Origin of the sequence: Reyranella sp. (assembly GCF_965227665.1) — a bacterium.
Lineage (GTDB): Bacteria > Pseudomonadota > Alphaproteobacteria > Reyranellales > Reyranellaceae > Reyranella.
The window spans coordinates 4,500,739-4,517,641 of sequence record NZ_OZ245767.1 but is presented as its reverse complement, the minus strand read 5'-3'; the positions used below and the strand labels follow the sequence as shown (position 1 = coordinate 4,517,641).

Sequence of the window (16,903 nt, the reverse complement as noted above, 5' to 3'; positions counted from 1 at the left end):
TGATCGATCAGGAAATCATGAGCCCCAGGAATCTCGCTGCCATTCTCGACCCGCAGGCGCCGGCCGACCGGCCCTTCATCATCCAGGTCTCGCCCGAGGGCGACGAACAGCTTCGCCTGAGCTACGGCGAAGCGCGGCTGCGCATCGCCGCCTTGGCGCGCGGGCTGCTGAAGCGCAGGCTCGGGCGCGGCGATTCCGTGGCCATCGTCGCGGCCAACAGCGCCGACTATCTCATGCTCTACATGGCCACGATGGCGGCCGGGCTGGTGTCGGTCTGCGTCAATCACAAGCTGCCGCGCGAGACGGTCGCGCACATCATGAAGGACTCGTCCGTCAAGCTGGCGATCGCCGACACCGAGCGCGCGCCGCTGGTCGGTTCGCTGGTGCCGACCGTTGCCATCGAGGAGCTCGACAGTCTGCTCGACGCAGGGTCCTTCGAGCCGGTCGACATGGCGCCGGAAGAAGTCGCCATGATCCTCTACACCTCCGGCTCCACCGGCCTGCCCAAGGGCGTGCCGCTGACGCATGGCGGTTACCTCTGGGCGACCGGCGCCACGCCGGAGCAGCGGCCCGGCATCGAGGGACAGAAGATCATCATCGCCGCGCCGCTGTTCCACATGAACGGCCTGTTCAGCGCCAAGATGGCGATGATCAACGGCGGCACGATCGTGCTGATGACCAACTTCACGGCCCGCGGCTTCATCCGCGCCATCGACCGCCAGCGCGTCGCGATGATCACCTCCGTGCCGACCATGCTGGCGCTGGTGATGCGCGAAACCGAAGAACTCGCCAAGGCGGACCTCGGCTGCGTCACGACGGCGGTCACGGGCTCCGCGCCTTCGACGGCGGAGTTCTTCGAGCAGATGCACCGGCTGTTCCCCAATGCCGAGACCGCCAACAGCTGGGGCACCACCGAGTCCGGCCCGCTGGGCTTCGGGCCGCATCCCGACGGTATCCCCAAGCCCATGGGTGCGCTGGGCTATCCGCGCGCCAACATCGAGGTGAAGTTCGTCGGCGGCGCGGAAACCGGCGCCACGCAGGGCGTGCTGCACATCCGCACGCCGGCGCTGATGAGCGGCTATCTCAACCGCGAGGCCGACACGAAGAAGCGCCTGATCGACGGCTGGTACGACACCGGCGACGTGATGCGGCGCGACGAGAACGGCTTCGTCTTCTTCGTCGGCCGCGCCGACGACATGTTCCAGTGCGGCGGCGAGAACGTCTATCCGGGCGAAGTCGAGAAGCTGCTGGGCCGGCATCCCGAGGTGGCGCAGGCCTGCGTCGTGCCGGTCCCGGACGAGATCAAGTACCAGCTCCCGGTCGCCTTCGTCGTCGCGAAGCCCGGTACGGCGCCGACCGAGGAGGCCCTGCGCCGCTTCGCCCTCGACAACGGCCCCGCCTACGCCCATCCCCGTGCGGTGTGGTTCGTCGACGAGCTGCCGCTCGCGGGAACCAACAAGATCGACCGCAAGACGCTGGTCGACCGCGCCGTCGCGACCTACGCACGAGACGACGCGAAGCGGGTTTGACCTCAAAGGAGCGCGCCACTCCAGTGGCGCCTCATGATCATGAGCGCCACTGGAGTGGCGCGCTCCGCTTATTGGCCGCGTCAGGAATCCGCGGTGAAGCCGATCTTCTTCACGATCGGCCCCCAGCGGTCGTAGCTCTCCTTGAGGAGCGCACCGAGTTCCTGCGGCGTGGAGGATTTCACCTCGAGGCCCATGACGGCGAGGCCGTCGATCACGTCCTTCTGCGCGAGCGCGGCGCGCAGCGCCTCGTTGGCGCGCATCACGACCGGCGCCGGCGTGCCGCCCGGAGCAAAGAAGCCGAACCATTCGGAGAAGACCAGGTCCTTGTAGCCTTGCTCGGCGAAGGTCGGCACGTTCGGTGCGAAGCGGCTGCGGGTCGCGCCCGAGACGCCGAGGAGGCGCGCCTTGCCCGCGGCGACCTGCTGGGTGAACTCGCCGACCGGGCCGGAGACGGCCTGGATCTGGCCGCCGATCATGTCCTGCACCGCGGGCTGCGTACCGCGATAGGCGACATGCTTCAGCTCGACGCCGCCGGCCTGGCCCAGCAGCACGCCGATGAAGTGCGGCACCGAACCTGAGGCCGGCGAGCCGTAATTGGCCTTGTCGGGGTTGGCCTTGCACCAGGCCAGGAACTCCGGAATGTTCTTCACGCTCTCGGGGACGGCCGGGCCGACGCAGAAGCCGAAGTCGAAGGTGCAGGCGAGCGTTACCGGCGTCACGTCGGTGAAGGCGTCGTAGGCCAGCTTCTTATAGATGTGCGGATAGATCATCAGCATCGAGGCCGGCGTCTGCAGGATCACGCTGCCGTCGGTCGCCGCGCCCTTCATCGACTGGATGGCGATCTGGCCGCCGGCGCCCGGCTTGTTCTCGACGATCGCCATCTTCGTGTAGGAGGTGCCCTTCAGCCCCTCGGCGACGCGGCGGCACAGCGTGTCAGACGTGCCGCCCGGCGGGAAGCCGGTGACGATGCGCACGGATTCGAGCGGCGCGGTGCCCTGCGCGCCGGCGCGGCCGGCAAGGCCCAGAGTGGCGAGCACTGCAGCAGCGCCCGAAGCGCGGACGAAGCCGCGGCGGTTGTGGTCGGTCATCTCATTCCTCCCGGTCGGTTCTTGTGGCCGGACTGTCGCCGAAACGCGCCGTGCCGCCAAGCCCAACCGACGCTTCCCGGCAGCACTATTTGCGAATTGCCGCGTCGAGTTCGGGCAGGGGAAAGTCTTTCCAGCCCGGGACCTCGGAAACCTCCGGGAATTCCTCGCCGAAAGGCCTCGTGGCATCGATGCCGACGGACGACGAGTAGCCGCCGTCGGTGTAGGGATCGAGCGGCGCGGCGGCGGTGCGGTCGACGACGAAGACGTCCCGGTTCGGCTTGACGCGGAACGACTGTGCCCATTCGACCTCGGCGGCGTTGCGGATGTCGATGTCGGGATCGACGGCGATCACCCACTTGGGATGAAGGTTGCCGGCCATGGTGGCGAGGATGGCCTGCCGCGCCTCGCCTTCGTAGCGCGGCTTCATCGCGATCACGACATAGGTCTGGACGCCCCCCGAACTGTTGATGGAGACGTCGCTGATCGTCGGGAACTGGACCTGGAGCTGGCGCAGGATCGAGGTCTCGAACGGGATCTGCTTCAGGACGTGGTTCTCGGTGATCGGCTTGCCGGTCAGCAGCCCCTGGAAGATCGCGTTCCTGCGATGGGTTATCGCCGTGATCCTGGCGACGGGCTTGGGCGAGGCCGGCGTGTAGTAGCCGGTATATTCGCCCAGCGGGCCTTCCATCTTCTGGGTCTTCGTATCGACGACGAACTCGATCACGATCTCGGCCCAGGCCGGCACCTTCAGATCGTTGCTGACGGCTTTCACCAGCTCGACCGGCGCGCCGCGCAGGCCGCCGGCGACGAACCAGTCGTTGGTCGCGTCGCTCGACTGGACCTGGCAGGAGAACATGGTGAGCGGATCGACGCCGATGGCGACCGCGCCGTGCAGTTCCTTCCCCATCGCGACGGCATGGGCCATGTTCTTTCCGAAGCGATGATTCGGCGCGGAGAACACGCCCAGCTCCTTCGGCCCGTGCACCTGAAATCGGTAGTTGCCGATGTCGGGAATACCGGTCTCGGGATTCTCCGACACGACGATACCGGCGGTGATGTAGGGGCCGCCATCCTTGGGACTGTAGATCGGCACCGGCAGCTTCGTCACGTCGATCGCATCGCCGGTCAGCACGACTTCCTGGCAGGGCGCCGTGCCCTTGAAGTCGACGGGCGCGATCGGGTTGTTGATGCCCTGAAGGACCTTGCCGTGGATCGTCTCCTCCGACGCCTCGAAGACCTTCAGCGCCAGCCTTCGGTTGCCGTAGATGCCGGCCACCAGCGCGAAGTCGGTGCCCGTCTGCGTGAACAGCAGCGCCGGCCCCTGCATCGCACTCGCCTTGGCGAGCGCCTTGGCGATGTCATACTTGGGAGACACGGGCCGTGCGATCTCGACGAGCTCGCCCGCATTCTTCAGTTCCGTCAGGAAGGCGCGCAGATCCTGATAGGGCATGGTCAATCCGTCCTCGCGGTTCTCGGGTACAAAGGGTGATGCGCAGACTGTTCGCCGACATCCATCGCCACGACATCGAGGCCGCCGTCCGCGTCGCGGCGGCTGTGGGCCTGCCGCTGCTCGCGCTGGACGCGATCGGCCGTCTCGATCTCGCGGTCTATGCCGCGTTCGGCGGGCTGGCGATGCTCTATGGCCACAGCGAGCCGGCGAAGAAGCGCGTCGAGAGCCAGGTCGTCGCGGGCGCGGGCCTGGTCGTCACCATGGCGATCGCCATGGCCTGGTCCGCTTCGCACGCCCCACTCGCGGTGCTGGGCGTCCTGCTGGCCCTCACCGTAGGCGCCGGCGTAACGCTCGGCTCTGCGATGCGCTGGATACCGCGCGGAGAGATGTTCTTCGTGCTGGTGCTGCTGATCATCGCGGCCATTCCCACGAAATGGGAGAGCCTGCCGCTCGCCCTCGTGGTCGGCGCGGGCGGCGCGGGCTTCTCGGTGCTGCTGGCGGCGATCAACGCCATCGGCGCGCCGCCCGATGAGGAGAAACCCGACGGATGGCGACGACGCATCGCGTCGGGCTATGCCGACCTCGACCGTCGCCAGCATCTGGTCGTGCTGGCGGCTGCGACGCTCGGCGTGCTCGCGGCGTGGTCGCTGGCCCTTGCCCTGGGCATCGGCCATCCCTTCTGGGCTGCCGTCACCGTCGCCGCCCTGATGCCGGCGCTGGCCGCGAAAGATGTCTGGCGCCGTGCCATCCACCTGATGCTGGGCACACTGGGAGGGGTGGCCATCGCTGGCTTCCTGTTCTCCTTCGAACCCGGCCCTCTCGCGCTGATCGCGATCATCGTGATCTGCCAGGCCGTCGCCGAGATCGCAGTCTCGCGCAACTACGGGGTCGCCCTGCTGTTCTTCTGCCCGCTGGCCATCGGCATGAGCAACCTGAGCCGCGGCGCCCCCTGGCCGCCCATCCTGGTCGACCGGGTGGCCGAGGCCGCGCTCGGCGTGGCGGTCGCCTTCCTCACGATCTTCGCAGGCCGCAGGATCCTCAAGGTGACCTGAACGGACGGCCGGCATGCGGCGCCTACTGGTCGGAGACCTGGAAGGGAATGTCGCCCTCTTTGGCCTTCGTCCCCTGCAGCGTGATCACCGCCCAGTGCAGCACGTAGTTGCCGGGCGGCAGGGTCGGCGCAGCGGCGAACAGCACTTCAGGGGCCGATTCCAGACGCGGGTGTAGGCGCTCGATCACCTTGTCGCCCTGCTTGATGACGAGAGTCGATTTGATGTGATCGACCGGCCGGTCGAAGCGTACGAAGAAGGCGCTGCTCTTGAGGCCGATCCGGGCATGGGCTGCCGGTGTCGACTCGACCACGTGGACGTCGTCCGACGGTTGCTGCGCGCGCGCTGGAGACGCAAACGGCGCCACCATCAGGAAGGCGATCGCCAGGCGTCGCATCATCATTTGCCGCTCCGGCGCTTGGCGGTGGCGGGCCTGTCCACCCCGGAGGGGCCGCTCCATCGCGGGAAGGTCTTGGTATCGAGACCGAACAGGTCGAGCACGCGCGCGACCGAATGCGTCACGATATCGTCGACCGTCCTGGGGCGCGTGTAGAAGGCCGGCGACGGCACCGCGACGATGGCGCCCATCTCGGTGACGGCCAGCATGCTCTTGATGTGGCCGGCGTGCAGCGGCGTCTCGCGGAACATCAGCACGACCCGCCGACGCTCCTTCAGGCAGACGTCGGCGGCGCGGGAGACGAGCCCCGAGGTCACCCCCGTCGCGATCTCGCTCAGGGTGCGCACCGAACAGGGCGCCACGATCATGCCCATGGTCTGGAACGACCCGCTCGAAATCGAAGCCGCGATATCGCCCGGCGCATAGACGTGATCGGCCAGCGCCCGCAGTTCGGAGGCCGAGACGTCGGTCTCGAGCGACCGCGTCTGGTCGCCCGCCTTCGAGATCACGAGATGGCTCTCGATCTTCAGCGCCCGCAACGCCTCGAGAACGCGGATGCCGTAGACCGTGCCCGAGGCGCCGGTGATGCCGACCACCATGCGCCGCACGGGTTCGCTCGCTGCCATTCGAATGCCCTCAGCCGCCGGTCTTGATGTGGCGCGGATCCGAGTGGTTCAGCGGCGCAGGCTTCGCCTCCCACGAGAACGGCGTGTCGGAGAGCGCGTAGCGGTACCAGGGCGGATCGTTGCTGCGACCGAGCCTGTGGCGCAGGTTGCCGAAGGCGCGGTAGAGCACCGGATAGGGCTGGCCGTGATACTGCTTCAGGATGTCGTGCCAGGCGCGCGGCTCGGCACGGATGAACGCCTCCATGTCCCTGGTCAGCTCGTCTTCCGTCATGATCTTGAGCCCGGCCGGCGGATCGCCCAGGTCGGTCACGGTGCTACGCACGAACTCGTTGGGGTTCCATTCCGGCCCCAGCGGCACCGTGCAGTCCATGCCGATCTTGGAGGAGATGCCGAGCGTCGTGCTCTTGGGATCGACGGTCATGGTGTTGAGCCCGTCGAGCCGCACCGTGTCCTTGTCCGGCATGTAACGGTAGGCCATGGCGGCCAGCACGGCCTGGTCGTCCCAGATATCGACGTCGGTGTCGAACACCATGGCGATCTTCGGGAGTCCCTGCTTGGAACAGGTCAGCATGATGCCCAGCGCCTGCTTGGAATCGCCGGCGCCCAGCGGATGGATCTTGGCGTAGGCGATGTTGGACAGGCCGCCCAGCGGACAGCGCACCTCGCGTACGTCTATGCCGCCCTGCTTCAGCCCGTTGAACAGGTCGGCCTCGATCGCGGGCAGCTGCAGCATGTTGTCGGTGTACCAGGGGTGCAGCCCGCCGATCGTGCAATGCTGGAAGATGCCGCCCTTGCGGTAGGTCATCGCCTTCACCTTGAGGCGATAATTGTGCTTGATGCCGCCGCCGTACATGCCGGTGAACTCGCCGTACGGGCCCTCGTCGTAGACCAGCCCCTCCAGCGCCATCAGCTCGCATTCGAGCACGATCTCTGCATTGGCCGGGACCATCACGTCGATGGTCTCGCATTTGATCATCTTGGCCGGCGCGCCGTAGAAGGCGCCCAGCACCTCGAAATCGTCGGTGTCGGTGGTGACGCCGACCAGCGCCGAAATCTTGTCGATGGTCGGGCCACCCAGCACGATCGCCACTTCGAGGTTCTGCCCCTTCGCCGCTGCCGCCATCGCGTGGATGCGCTGGCGATGCGAGGTGCAGGTCATGTCGACCGACTTCTCGTTCTTCGTCCGGAACATCGAGCGGTAGATGCCCCAGTCGTAGACGCCGGTGTCGGGATGCTTGCTGATGAACAGATTGTCGTTGGTGTAGGCGTGGCCGTCGCGATCGTGGTGCAGGAACAGCGGCAGGCGGGTCAGGTCGACATCGTCGCCCTTCAGGATCACCTCCTTGCAGGGCGCCGTCGTCACCGTCTCCCACTTCACCCGGCCCTTGGAGCGCGCCACCATCTCGAGGCCGGTCTTCGTCTTGTCGCAGCCCATCGCCCAGGCGAACATCTCCTGGTTGGAATAGGCGTTGGCCAGCACCGAGAACTCGGTGTCCTTGATCTTCTCGATCAGGACGGCCTTGGTCGGATGGGCCTCCATGATCTTCGGCACCTGGTCGACACGCACTTCGTCGGTGATGCGCACGAGGAAGCCCGCTTTGTCCATCGCGTCGACAAAGTCGGAAAGAGACTGCTGCATTGTCTGACCCGATTGAATGGGGAGATCAGGAATAGGCCGGCGCGGTCCTGCCATGCTCGGCGAAGGCCCTGAGATGATGTAGCATCATGCCCCAGAGGGCGTTGCACTTCTCGAAGTTGCCCTTCTGATGCGGCCAGCCGGAATGGGCGAAGGTGAGATGGACCCGCCCGTGCGGCGTCTGGCCGAGATTGAACGAGATGCTGGTGCCGGCCGCGTCGCCCGGCCCGTCGACGCACTTCCAGACGATGGCGTCCGCTCCCTGCGACGCGACTGCCCAGACGAACTTCGGTCCGTCGGCATATTTCAGGGTCCACTGGCTCCCCACGCCGGCGCCGCCCGAAACTTCGGCCATGGTCCAGCCCTTGAGCCCCTCCAGGGTCGTGAGGGCTTGATGGACCTTGGCGGCATCCGCCTTGATGTTGACGGCGTGACGAAGAGCGTGATCGGACACGGTTTGGCCTCCCGAAAACCTTATCTCCCACGCGGGAATAGCGCGGCGAGCATGTGCGGCGGGACCTTATCAGTCAGGCTGAAGCGTTCAACTTCGAGCACCCGGCCGGGCGAATACCGGCTTTCGAGGCCTCGAGTCCGCTCGTTGCGCAGCAGAGCCCCCTCCGGTATGTTCCGCCGCGCCGGACCCGTAGCTCAGCTGGATAGAGCGCTGCCCTCCGAAGGCAGAGGTCGTGAGTTCGAATCTCGCCGGGTCCGCCAACAAATCCTTATAAATCAACGTTTCCACCCGGGTGGTTTTCCACCGGGCGCATCGGTTCGCGCAGAACGGCGCCAGAACACGCATGTTCAATGGGCACGTTTCTGACACGTGCGTTTGCACTCCGTTCGTTGTTCCATTTTCAGTGGACGCGATGTTATGCGCGACTCCGAGCACTCAGAACGCTGATCGGGATGGTCCACCCTTTTGCCGACCTCTGGGGCTGACGGAATCGGAGGGGATTCCCAAATCGAGAGGACTGTGATTCAAATTGCTGATTGATAGGAGGTCAGCAGGATGACCCGAGCCTATTCGATGGACCTGCGGGAGCGCGTGGTGGCGGCGGTCAGTCGTGTCGTCAGGTCTAGGCGCTGTTCCGGGTGAGCGTTTCGAGCGTCGTGAAGTGGGCACAACTGGCGCGCTCGACCGGCAGTCCGGCGCCCAGGCCGATGGGCGGCCGCCGAGGTTGCAAGCTGGATGGCGAGCGGGACTGGCTGTTGGGGCGGCTGGAGGAGAAGCCGGATCTGACGCTGCATGCGCTGCTGGCCGAGCTGCGCGACCGGGGCGTGACGGTGTCGTGCGACACGCCGTGGCGGTTCCTGCGTGCGGCTGGGATCAGCTTCAAAAAGACCGTGTTCGCCAGCGAGCAGGATCGGCCTGACGTTGCCCGGCGGCGGGCCTGGTGGCGGAAATACCAGGGCCGGATCGATCCCCGGCGGCTGGTCTTCATCGACGAGATCTGGGCCAAAACCAACATGGCCCGAACCCACGGCTGGAACCCGCGTGGCACACCGCTGATGGCCAAAGTGCCTCACGGGCACTGGAAGATCCTGACCTTCCTGGCAGCCCTGCGACACGACCGCATCGCCGCTCCCTGCGTCTTCGACGGTCCGATCAACGGCACACGCTTCCTAGCCTACGTCCGCCAGTTCCTGGTGCCAACCCTCAAGCCGGGCGACGTCGTCATCATGGACAATCTGGGCAGCCGCAAAAGCTGGTCCGTCCGCGCCGCCATACGCGCCGCGGGCGCCAAGCTCTTCTTCCTGCCGCCCTATTCCCCCGACCTCAACCCGATCGAGCAGGCCTTCGCCAAGCTGAAGACCCTCCTGCGCAAAGCTGAGGAACGCACCGTTGAGGATACATGGCGACGCATCGGACAACTCCTTCAATGCTTCGCACCACACGAATGCGCCGCCTACATCAAAAACGCAGGATACGCTTCGATATGAGACGGAAAGACTCTAGCTCCTGCGGGAGAAGTTCCGCGAGCTTGGCTTGCCCGATACGCCGTTCGTCCTGGCCGCCATTAGCCTAGAAGATCAACTCGTCCTTCGAGAAATCTCACCCCCGACGGATTGAAGCACATGGGAGAAGGTTTGAGCGAAGCAGCAGACGAGACTCTAGTCTGGCCAGCCAACGACGACGCCGTACACTGATCTCATGGAGTAGCGCGCGCGACGGAATAAAGGCGCCCGGTGCCGGCATCGCCAGCAGCCGCGCAGCCTGCTCATGACGCCATGCGGATTCATCCGCTGACGGACATCGGGCGGCGGCGCTACGATTCCCGTAGAGACAGAACCGGGCGGCGGGGCGTGGGGCCGCAGCCAACCGGAGATCGCCCATGGCCCGCCCGAAGCGCGGCTGGAACAGCCACCAGCTCCGCCTGAGAGCCCTACCCCACTTTGCCCGCCTGCATCGCCATCAGCCCTTTCGCATGCCGACGACGCCGAGTGGAAGGCGGCCGCCGATCGCATCGCCGGGCCGGCAGGCTGGTATTCCATCGCCGGCTCGCACGCTGACTGGCGCTACAAGCTGATCCACTTTGCGACCGAGGCCGAGGCCGAGGCCGAGGCGATCAGCGCTGGATCGCGGAGGCCGGCATCGAGAGCCGGCCCGCGCCGGGCGCGTACAGCGGCCCGCAGCTTTCGGTCGCCGACCACAACAAGCGCCAAGAGTAGCGATGGCCGGCGCTTGGCCTTCCCCGCCCGGCACCTTGGGCGCTGCTCACGATCCCGAAGGGCCCCTTGCACATCATTTGCCGTCCTACCCGGTAACCGGCCACAGGACTTGCAAGCGTCGAGCGGTCGCAAGAATGGCTCCTGCAAAGCCCTCGTCCGGGGGGCCGCTTATAATCTCTACACTCTTGCTCCAGGTTCCTGTCACACCGTCAGCACGCGCGCGAAAAAGAGCCTGAGATGGATGTGTCACGGCGAGCGTTCGAACGCCGAGTGCACCGGCAAGATGCATCGTGGTGCCCGGCGTGGTTATCACCAAATCGAGTTCACACATCAGCGCCGCAACGGATTCAATATCCTCCTTCGTGTCCAGGTTCGGCATTTCGATGACATTGTGCTCGGGCATGAGGTCCCCGATTTCAGATGAAACATCGCTCCCGAACTGCAGATTGACGAGTAGCGCCTGGCTGCAGACGTCCAATATAGGCGTCCAGTCTTTTAGCCGGGTGGCTTTGTTCGAGCGACGAAAATTGACCCGACCGGATCGCCAGAAAAGACCGACTTTGCGAGAGTACCCCCGTTTCGACAGCTCATCCCTCCACATCCCTCTTAGCACCGGATCTGCGCGAAGCGTTTGACGGTAACGCGGCAGGTTGGATTCGGTATCCACTAGCAAGGGCTGGAGGTCTGTAATCAATATCACCTTGTCGAATTGGTCAATTGCAGCGACCCGTTCTAAACCAAGATGGTGACGCAGTATTTCTGGATCAGTCGCATCACGAAGATCCAGTGTATACTTTTCAATCCCGATGACGGTGAGGTTGTCGCGGCCTCTTGCAACGAGGTTGGCGATGCGACGGTCTACGGCGATGGTGCACGATGCGCATAGCTCTCTCAGCCGATCGACCAGCTCAAGCGGCTGGAGTTGATCGCCGAGGTGGGTATACGCGATGATGAGGACATTGGCCTTGGCAAGCTCCTGAATTGGCTCGCCCGGCCCCATCAACGGGATCAATTCGGCAATTCGCCGGCGCCGCTTCGCTGCCCATTGTCCACTGAAGGCTTCCGCATACAGCCCCAACGCCTGAGCGGCTTGCCGCGACGATCTACCAAGGAGATCGAGGCGGCCGGCTTGGGCGAGGCAATGAAACGAAGCAGCAAGTTGTTCGCGATTGCGCTGGAGCAGGGCGATATGCACACGCCACACTTCCTGCTCCAACGCCTCTTCTGGGCCCCAGCGACGTTCGGTAATTGCCCGTCTTGCCAATTCGGGGTTAGAAGTGTTCACAGCAGTGTCGAACGCTGCCTTTGCAATAGCGGCATCGCTTAGAAGGGGCACTTGGCTCAGCAGCTGACAAGCCTGCTCGGAGCACATCAGCAGCGCGAGAACCCGTACGCACGACTCTATCGCATCCGGATTGGCTTCGGCCCAGGCGATCGCGAGTGGAGCGATAAGGTCACCGAGCTCGGCAACGTCTTTGGCATCGGCGTTGAGTGCGACTAGCTTTGCAACTCCTTTGTGCCACGGCTCCCGGAGCAATAATTCCTTTGCATAAGCTAGCGCTTTCGATGTTTGCCCCATTGCGATCATTGCATTTGACAGGCGGAGGAGCGCCAGGGGCTGATTTGGGAAGAGGCTCAACACGAGGCCGAGGATATGCGCACTGCGAGCCCAGTCTCCGCGGTCTAGGAGGATTTTGGCAGCGACGTTCAATGGCTTCGTCAATTCGACGTCGAATGGTTTTCCGCGCGCGCACCAATGCAGTATTTCTGCGAAGCCGAGCAGCCGGCTATCGTCCTCAAACGCCAATACCTTGAGTTGATCGGCGGCAAATTTCCGGCAACGCGGTATGTCCAAAGGAAGCAACTTCGCTTGTGCGCGCGCTTCGTCGTCGCGACCAGCATCAATTGCTTGCAAGATATCAGCAATCTGCTCTTGAAAAGACCTCTGAAGCGGGCCGACGGTCATGGCGGCAAATGATCGCTGACGATGCGTGCACGTGGCCTGGCTTCGATTAGCGCCTTGATGATCTCGAACCCGTCCCGATCATCGATGTCGAGGCCGGTAATCCTTGATTGGATAATTGGGAATATTCGACGTCCCATGAAGAGCGTCCGATTCTCCATCCACTGCTTGTTGCGGAAGATCTCGAGGCTGAACGGATGATAGGTCTTGACCAGTCTGGTCCTAGGGATCTTCGAGAGATGCTCGGGCCATTCATCGAGTAGTGGCTCCAAGAAGCCTTCGTTATTGATGACCTGTAGCCTTGCATCGCCCTCGCTCACCAGACGTACGGAGTCGACGTCTGACCTAGTGCGCAATATCTCAAGACCTTCGCGTACGGCGTCTATCCGGCGGAAGGGACTGGTTGGCTTCAGCCACACCCAAACATCGGGGAGAGCGATCCCCTGCAGTGGAAGTCGAAGGTTCAGGTCGTCAAGAATATCCTCTTCCCGAGCGGCGTCGGAACTGGCTACAGGCGCTCTAAGGAAAGGGCATTCGGCTCCATGGCCTCTGGCAATGGCAGCATAGCGGTCGCTGTCGGTGCTAACGAATACGCGATCGACGCCCAAAGCCAACCCAAATGCGATCGAGTACGCAAGAAGCGGCCGGCCATCGATTTCGAGAACGTTCTTGTCCGGAAGACCTTTCGATCCTGACCTTGCAGGCACCAGGGCATAAACGCGCAATTGGGCCTCCCAAAGCTCTTAGCGTAAGAGATTCACTCACAAGAAGGCAATAGCTTCAAGTGGGCCCCTACGGAAGAACGACGGCGGACATGGGAAGCCATCTGGGCGGCTACACGATGCACCTGGTCGCGTTCGACGAGCTGCCCTTCGAACGCTGGCTCGACCGTCCCGTCGGCCCGATCGTGTGCCCGACCTGCGGCAAGGCGCTGAGCATCCAGAGCGCCCACGGCAACAGCACGCGCGGCGGAATGCCGGCGCAGCCGCCGCCTCGTGCTACCGTTGCCTCACCATGAGCAACAGCAGCCAGATTTCCGAGATCCAGGACATTCTGACCGAGGTCGACGGCCTCCTGCGCAAGCGGCTGGCCGCCGCCGGGATCACGATCGGCCACGTCCTCTTGGCGATTGTGCCCGACGGCGTCGGCGTCGTGCGCAGAAATATCGGCCCGGCCGAACTGGGCGACATGGCGGAACTGCTGGCCGAGATCGCCGATGGTGCGGCCGTGCAGCGGCCCAACGACGAAGCCTTGACCTGAGCTAATCCGCCCCAACAACCACGCGACCCGCGTGCACCGTGTCGCTCTTCAGCCGCGGTTGCTCATCGCTCCATAGATTGCAGCCACGAGTTCTTCTGGGGGCAAATGTTTGAATTCAGACAAAGCGGCCGCTCCTGCCTGTTTCATTTCATCGGAAATCGTGACCGTAGAGACTTCAGCCGAAGGCCGAATGCTGTCTGATCGGTGTAGTGCCTTCCGCGCAAGGCGGTCTACAAATGCCTTTGTCGCGTAGAATTGCCGGCTCTTTTCCGCGTCTGTGGACGTAGGGTCCGCAAGCGCACTCCCATACCGCCTGTTCCACCGCTCGATCATCAAGCGGGACAGCTTTGTTGCTTCGGCTGGCCCCATTTCCAGCATTTCACGTGTGAGCATCAACTCGAGAACGAAGTCGTGCGCGAAGCCCATCGCCAATGCAGCCTCCGTTGGCTCGATACCACGGATGCGTTCGTCCTTCTCAAGCTCAAACATCCCATTTCTCCCGCTTTGGCCCACCGTACTCATACAAGCCCTAGCGCGGCCTGCGCCGCAAGCGGCGGATGGGCCGTTACGTCAGCACAGTGCCCTGCGCAGCAGCAGCAGAGTCGCATCCGCCGCCGGCTGCAGGGAGGAATCACACGGAAACAGAACCGGGCGTCCGGCCGAGGAACTGGCCGGCGTGGGCGATTGAACGGCAGTCCGGCCCGCGCGCACTCATGAGCGCGGGCGCCGCCCAGTCCCAGGTCACAACTGCCAACGGAGGCTCGCCTTCGCCTACCGCCTAAGCAGCGCGTTGAAGATCATTCTGACGACCTGATTCATGATCATCCTTCCACCGATGCGCCCCATGTACTTGGCGAAGGGGCCGAGAGGAGTTGAAGACTGGACGAGCGTTCCCGTAGCGCGGACTAATGGGCGCGCCGACGTCTGCTCGATCAGGGCCGATGATCGAGCCATTTCGGCTTGTCGCCTCTTCCTTTCTGCACGGCGCTCCTTCCGGCGCTCCAGCTTCGCACCGCTAATTCGCTCGGCATTGGCGGGCGGTTGATCCGTCATCCTGTTGCCTCCAATTGACGCATGATTCTATCCTGACTGCTGAGATACGGTGATTTGCAGGCATAATAAGGGCCGCCCGCACCCCCAAGAGGCAGCGGGCGGAGGATCGAGGGATGACGCCGACGAGGGCAGGTCGGCTCCAGATCCAAACGTCGTATGCGCCTCAGCGCGGGTTACCTCGGCGGGAGCCAGGTCGTGGCTGCCGGGACAATCGAAAGACTAAGTTCGGGATCGAGTCGAGATTGACGCGTCAGCTTGATCCACCGTTTATGTTCGATCTTAGTCTGCCACTGCCGCGATCCCTGATGCTTGGCGCAGCGTATTTTCTATTGGGGACTCCGCTCCCTAAGATGCTTTCATCGCTGAAGATGCGCATTGGCCATCACTTTTTTCATGCTGGATCGATCAGCAGGATATCTATTCCCCCCAAGAGTCAAACTTCAGACGATTCCGCCACCGCGCGCGTTTATGAACTTCCTGGCGGAACGGCCTCGACAGCAGCCAACCATCCTGATGGACGTTCTTCGGGAGCTCGCGCCGATCCCAGCGTCGGCGAAGAAAGAAACAGCGTAGAGAGGCGGACGAGGCTTTCCGAATAGCTACGAAGATGCGGCCATCAATTCCGGCGGAAGGTCTGAAAACTTTCCCATGCTAACAAAGAAGTGGTGGGGATTATCGAACATCATCTGCACCAGGAAGGCCTCATCTCGCAGGAAGATACAATGCTTCCACAACCACTCACGTAGGTCTCGTGCGTCCTTCTCGATTTCAAGCACGGCGGCAGCGAGATATTTGTCTGTCAGCTCTTCAGGGTGTTTTTGATGAATCAATGCGCTTGCTCGACTAAAGGCATCGAGCAAGCGGGCTTTGGTCCAATCCTTATCTTGGGCTCCCTCGCTAACGACCCGAATGTCCGAGACCAACGATTCTCGAAAAATTTGCGCATGGGGTAAACGAAGCATTTTCTTGGCCTCAAGCCAGTTAAGAAGCTTGTCTGCATCCTTCGTTCGCTGGTCACAGAGTATGTTGTTGTTGCCCCTTTCAGACGCGCTGAAGCTGCAACAGTGGCTCATAGGAGATCGGTCAAGATGGAGCAAGGACCTCGAGACACGGCATTGACACTCGTCGGTCAAGCCACCGGAAATGATTGTCCAATATCAACAATTTGGCGCCATAAGACCTCTCCCCTCCGAAGGCAGAGGTCGTGAGTTCGAATCTCGCCGGGTCCGCCATTTGCTTCCCAGACGGCGCGCTGTGCCTGGAGCCTGCGCTCCATGCCACCGGCCACACCACGTTGCCGCGGAGTGTCCGCATCCCACCGCCGGGCACGGTGTTGGCGCCCTGCCTCTGGACGGGCCAAGCGCGGCCTGCGACAACGCTCAACGGTTGCCTGGAATCTTGGCTTTCGCAACTGGCGCGATCCTTCCTATACTTGCGGCATGTTGGATATCGACGTTGAAGAGTTGCTGGACGGGAGGGCGCTCGCACTCCCGCGGCATGATAGTCTCCTATTGCGCCGCCTGACCCAGCCGGACTTCGACGTGGTTCTTGGCTTTCGCGCGAGCGTCGTCGCCAGCGTCGGCGATCCCGAGATCCTTCGCCTGATGCCCGAGGAAGAGAGCTATGTCCGAGAGTCGCTGAACGACCAGAACTTTGCGATCGGCTTGTTCTCGAATCACCGCCTGGTCGCCTACAATTCGCAGTTCTGGCCTCAGACCGATGAAGACCTGCGGCAACTTTATATCTACGACCAGACCCAGGGGCGAGCCGCGCCGGGAGAGATAACCTACGCTGGCGGCGTAATGGTCGAGCCAAATCTGCGTGGCACCGGCCTTCAGAAATTGCTGATCGAGGCCCGGCAACGCGCAGCCTACAGCGTCGGTCGCCGGCATCATTTCTCGACCGTGAGCTTCGCCAATCACTTCAGCTGGCGCAACGTGATCACGACCGGAGGTCGGGTGATCTCGATCTATGAATTCGAGGATCCGCGCTACGGCCATACCAGCCGCATGTTCCTGCACCAGTCACCGAACCCTCGTCCCCTGGCGGACGAGACCGTTTGGGTCGATCCACTCGACATCGCGGCCCAGCGCCGTCTTCTGGACTCCGGCCATGTCGGCGCCCGCTTTCGGACCGAAGCAAACAGGATACAGATCGCCTATCAGAGAGAAGCCGACTGAGC

Annotated in this window: 17 protein-coding genes and 1 tRNA gene; 7 read left to right on the top strand and 11 right to left on the bottom strand. The window is 63.4% G+C overall.

The window, feature by feature from the left end; genetic code table 11:
* Positions 1-17 precede the first annotated feature (17 nt).
* Positions 18-1,529 (top strand): class I adenylate-forming enzyme family protein, encoded by a 1,512-nt coding sequence (locus ACO07I_RS21800; protein ID WP_422011052.1) that lies wholly within the window; start codon positions 18-20, stop codon positions 1,527-1,529.
* 80 nt (positions 1,530-1,609) lie between these two features.
* Here ACO07I_RS21800 and ACO07I_RS21795 read toward each other — a convergent pair whose 3' ends face one another.
* Both ACO07I_RS21795 and ACO07I_RS21790 read right to left on the bottom strand, forming a co-directional pair.
* Complete coding sequence (locus ACO07I_RS21795) at positions 1,610-2,617, bottom strand: Bug family tripartite tricarboxylate transporter substrate binding protein (RefSeq protein ID WP_422011050.1); 1,008 nt, start codon at positions 2,615-2,617, stop codon at positions 1,610-1,612.
* An 85-nt stretch (positions 2,618-2,702) separates the two neighbouring features.
* Positions 2,703-4,067, bottom strand: a complete 1,365-nt coding sequence (locus ACO07I_RS21790; protein ID WP_422011048.1) for a UbiD family decarboxylase — start codon at positions 4,065-4,067, stop codon at positions 2,703-2,705.
* A 38-nt stretch (positions 4,068-4,105) separates the two neighbouring features.
* Here ACO07I_RS21790 and ACO07I_RS21785 point away from each other — a divergent pair, with 38 nt between their 5' ends.
* Complete coding sequence (locus ACO07I_RS21785) at positions 4,106-5,119, top strand: FUSC family protein (protein ID WP_422011046.1); 1,014 nt, start codon at positions 4,106-4,108, stop codon at positions 5,117-5,119.
* Positions 5,120-5,141: 22 nt separating this feature from the next.
* On the opposite strand, the gene ACO07I_RS21780 is transcribed toward ACO07I_RS21785, so the two are convergent.
* The 4 genes from ACO07I_RS21780 to ACO07I_RS21765 are packed head-to-tail and all read right to left on the bottom strand — an operon-like array spanning position 5,142 to position 8,229.
* The gene (locus tag ACO07I_RS21780) at positions 5,142-5,519 is read right to left on the bottom strand and encodes a copper resistance protein CopC (protein WP_422011044.1); all 378 of its coding nucleotides are present in this window, start codon (positions 5,517-5,519) and stop codon (positions 5,142-5,144) included.
* The gene (locus ACO07I_RS21775; protein ID WP_422011042.1) at positions 5,516-6,139 is read right to left on the bottom strand and encodes a UbiX family flavin prenyltransferase; all 624 of its coding nucleotides are present in this window, start codon (positions 6,137-6,139) and stop codon (positions 5,516-5,518) included. The genes ACO07I_RS21780 and ACO07I_RS21775 overlap by 4 nt, the downstream gene beginning before the upstream one ends.
* 10 nt (positions 6,140-6,149) lie before the next feature.
* Complete coding sequence (locus ACO07I_RS21770; RefSeq protein WP_422011040.1) at positions 6,150-7,778, bottom strand: UbiD family decarboxylase domain-containing protein; 1,629 nt, start codon at positions 7,776-7,778, stop codon at positions 6,150-6,152.
* A gap of 25 nt (positions 7,779-7,803) precedes the next feature.
* Entirely contained in the window at positions 7,804-8,229 is a 426-nt protein-coding gene (locus ACO07I_RS21765) for an SRPBCC domain-containing protein (RefSeq protein ID WP_422011038.1), read from the bottom strand.
* A 183-nt stretch (positions 8,230-8,412) separates the two neighbouring features.
* On the opposite strand from ACO07I_RS21765, the gene ACO07I_RS21760 reads away from it, so the two are divergent.
* Together ACO07I_RS21760 and ACO07I_RS21755 are read left to right on the top strand one after the other, a co-directional pair.
* Positions 8,413-8,489: transfer RNA gene (locus ACO07I_RS21760), tRNA-Arg, on the top strand.
* Positions 8,490-8,784: 295 nt separating this feature from the next.
* Positions 8,785-9,716 (top strand): IS630 family transposase gene (locus tag ACO07I_RS21755; RefSeq protein WP_422011036.1). Its coding sequence is split into 2 segments (ribosomal slippage): positions 8,785-8,859 and positions 8,862-9,716, totalling 930 coding nucleotides; the frame shifts between segments, so codons are not numbered across the junction.
* Positions 9,717-10,530: 814 nt separating this feature from the next.
* On the opposite strand, the gene ACO07I_RS21750 is transcribed toward ACO07I_RS21755, so the two are convergent.
* On the bottom strand, positions 10,531-12,411 hold the full coding sequence (locus ACO07I_RS21750; RefSeq protein WP_422011034.1) for a tetratricopeptide repeat protein: 1,881 nt from the start codon (positions 12,409-12,411) through the stop codon (positions 10,531-10,533).
* Entirely contained in the window at positions 12,408-13,133 is a 726-nt protein-coding gene (locus ACO07I_RS21745) for a cytidylyltransferase domain-containing protein (RefSeq protein ID WP_422011032.1), read from the bottom strand. Before ACO07I_RS21745 ends, ACO07I_RS21750 begins: the two co-directional genes overlap by 4 nt.
* Before the next feature lie 89 nt (positions 13,134-13,222).
* Here ACO07I_RS21745 and ACO07I_RS21740 point away from each other — a divergent pair, with 89 nt between their 5' ends.
* Together ACO07I_RS21740 and ACO07I_RS21735 are read left to right on the top strand one after the other, a co-directional pair.
* A complete protein-coding gene (locus ACO07I_RS21740) occupies positions 13,223-13,426 on the top strand; it encodes a hypothetical protein (protein WP_422011030.1) in 204 nt (67 codons plus the stop codon).
* Positions 13,423-13,668, top strand: a complete 246-nt coding sequence (locus ACO07I_RS21735) for a hypothetical protein (protein WP_422011028.1) — start codon at positions 13,423-13,425, stop codon at positions 13,666-13,668. Before ACO07I_RS21740 ends, ACO07I_RS21735 begins: the two co-directional genes overlap by 4 nt.
* A 48-nt stretch (positions 13,669-13,716) precedes the next feature.
* On the opposite strand, the gene ACO07I_RS21730 is transcribed toward ACO07I_RS21735, so the two are convergent.
* The 3 genes from ACO07I_RS21730 to ACO07I_RS21720 all read right to left on the bottom strand — a co-directional run bounded on the left by ACO07I_RS21730 (position 13,717) and on the right by ACO07I_RS21720 (position 15,683).
* On the bottom strand, positions 13,717-14,157 hold the full coding sequence (locus tag ACO07I_RS21730) for a hypothetical protein (RefSeq protein WP_422011026.1): 441 nt from the start codon (positions 14,155-14,157) through the stop codon (positions 13,717-13,719).
* A gap of 282 nt (positions 14,158-14,439) precedes the next feature.
* A complete protein-coding gene (locus tag ACO07I_RS21725; protein WP_422011024.1) occupies positions 14,440-14,721 on the bottom strand; it encodes a hypothetical protein in 282 nt (93 codons plus the stop codon).
* 599 nt (positions 14,722-15,320) lie between these two features.
* The gene (locus tag ACO07I_RS21720; protein WP_422011022.1) at positions 15,321-15,683 is read right to left on the bottom strand and encodes a hypothetical protein; all 363 of its coding nucleotides are present in this window, start codon (positions 15,681-15,683) and stop codon (positions 15,321-15,323) included.
* A gap of 477 nt (positions 15,684-16,160) precedes the next feature.
* On the opposite strand from ACO07I_RS21720, the gene ACO07I_RS21715 reads away from it, so the two are divergent.
* Positions 16,161-16,901: a hypothetical protein gene (locus ACO07I_RS21715; protein WP_422011020.1), complete on the top strand. Its 741-nt coding sequence runs from the start codon at positions 16,161-16,163 to the stop codon at positions 16,899-16,901.
* Positions 16,902-16,903: the final 2 nt, after the last annotated feature.

What these genes read in the sequence shown, in the direction of transcription:
- ACO07I_RS21800 (WP_422011052.1), top strand. Translation starts at nt 18, where the DNA reads ATGAGCCCCAGGAATCTCGCTGCCATTCTCGACCCGCAGGCGCCGGCC.
- ACO07I_RS21795 (WP_422011050.1), bottom strand. Translation starts at nt 2,617, where the DNA reads ATGACCGACCACAACCGCCGCGGCTTCGTCCGCGCTTCGGGCGCTGCT.
- ACO07I_RS21790 (WP_422011048.1), bottom strand. Translation starts at nt 4,067, where the DNA reads ATGCCCTATCAGGATCTGCGCGCCTTCCTGACGGAACTGAAGAATGCG.
- ACO07I_RS21785 (WP_422011046.1), top strand. Translation starts at nt 4,106, where the DNA reads ATGCGCAGACTGTTCGCCGACATCCATCGCCACGACATCGAGGCCGCC.
- ACO07I_RS21780 (WP_422011044.1), bottom strand. Translation starts at nt 5,519, where the DNA reads ATGATGATGCGACGCCTGGCGATCGCCTTCCTGATGGTGGCGCCGTTT.
- ACO07I_RS21775 (WP_422011042.1), bottom strand. Translation starts at nt 6,139, where the DNA reads ATGGCAGCGAGCGAACCCGTGCGGCGCATGGTGGTCGGCATCACCGGC.
- ACO07I_RS21770 (WP_422011040.1), bottom strand. Translation starts at nt 7,778, where the DNA reads ATGCAGCAGTCTCTTTCCGACTTTGTCGACGCGATGGACAAAGCGGGC.
- ACO07I_RS21750 (WP_422011034.1), bottom strand. Translation starts at nt 12,411, where the DNA reads ATGACCGTCGGCCCGCTTCAGAGGTCTTTTCAAGAGCAGATTGCTGAT.
- ACO07I_RS21740 (WP_422011030.1), top strand. Translation starts at nt 13,223, where the DNA reads ATGGGAAGCCATCTGGGCGGCTACACGATGCACCTGGTCGCGTTCGAC.
- ACO07I_RS21735 (WP_422011028.1), top strand. Translation starts at nt 13,423, where the DNA reads ATGAGCAACAGCAGCCAGATTTCCGAGATCCAGGACATTCTGACCGAG.
- ACO07I_RS21730 (WP_422011026.1), bottom strand. Translation starts at nt 14,157, where the DNA reads ATGTTTGAGCTTGAGAAGGACGAACGCATCCGTGGTATCGAGCCAACG.
- ACO07I_RS21725 (WP_422011024.1), bottom strand. Translation starts at nt 14,721, where the DNA reads ATGACGGATCAACCGCCCGCCAATGCCGAGCGAATTAGCGGTGCGAAG.
- ACO07I_RS21720 (WP_422011022.1), bottom strand. Translation starts at nt 15,683, where the DNA reads ATGCTTCGTTTACCCCATGCGCAAATTTTTCGAGAATCGTTGGTCTCG.
- ACO07I_RS21715 (WP_422011020.1), top strand. Translation starts at nt 16,161, where the DNA reads ATGTTGGATATCGACGTTGAAGAGTTGCTGGACGGGAGGGCGCTCGCA.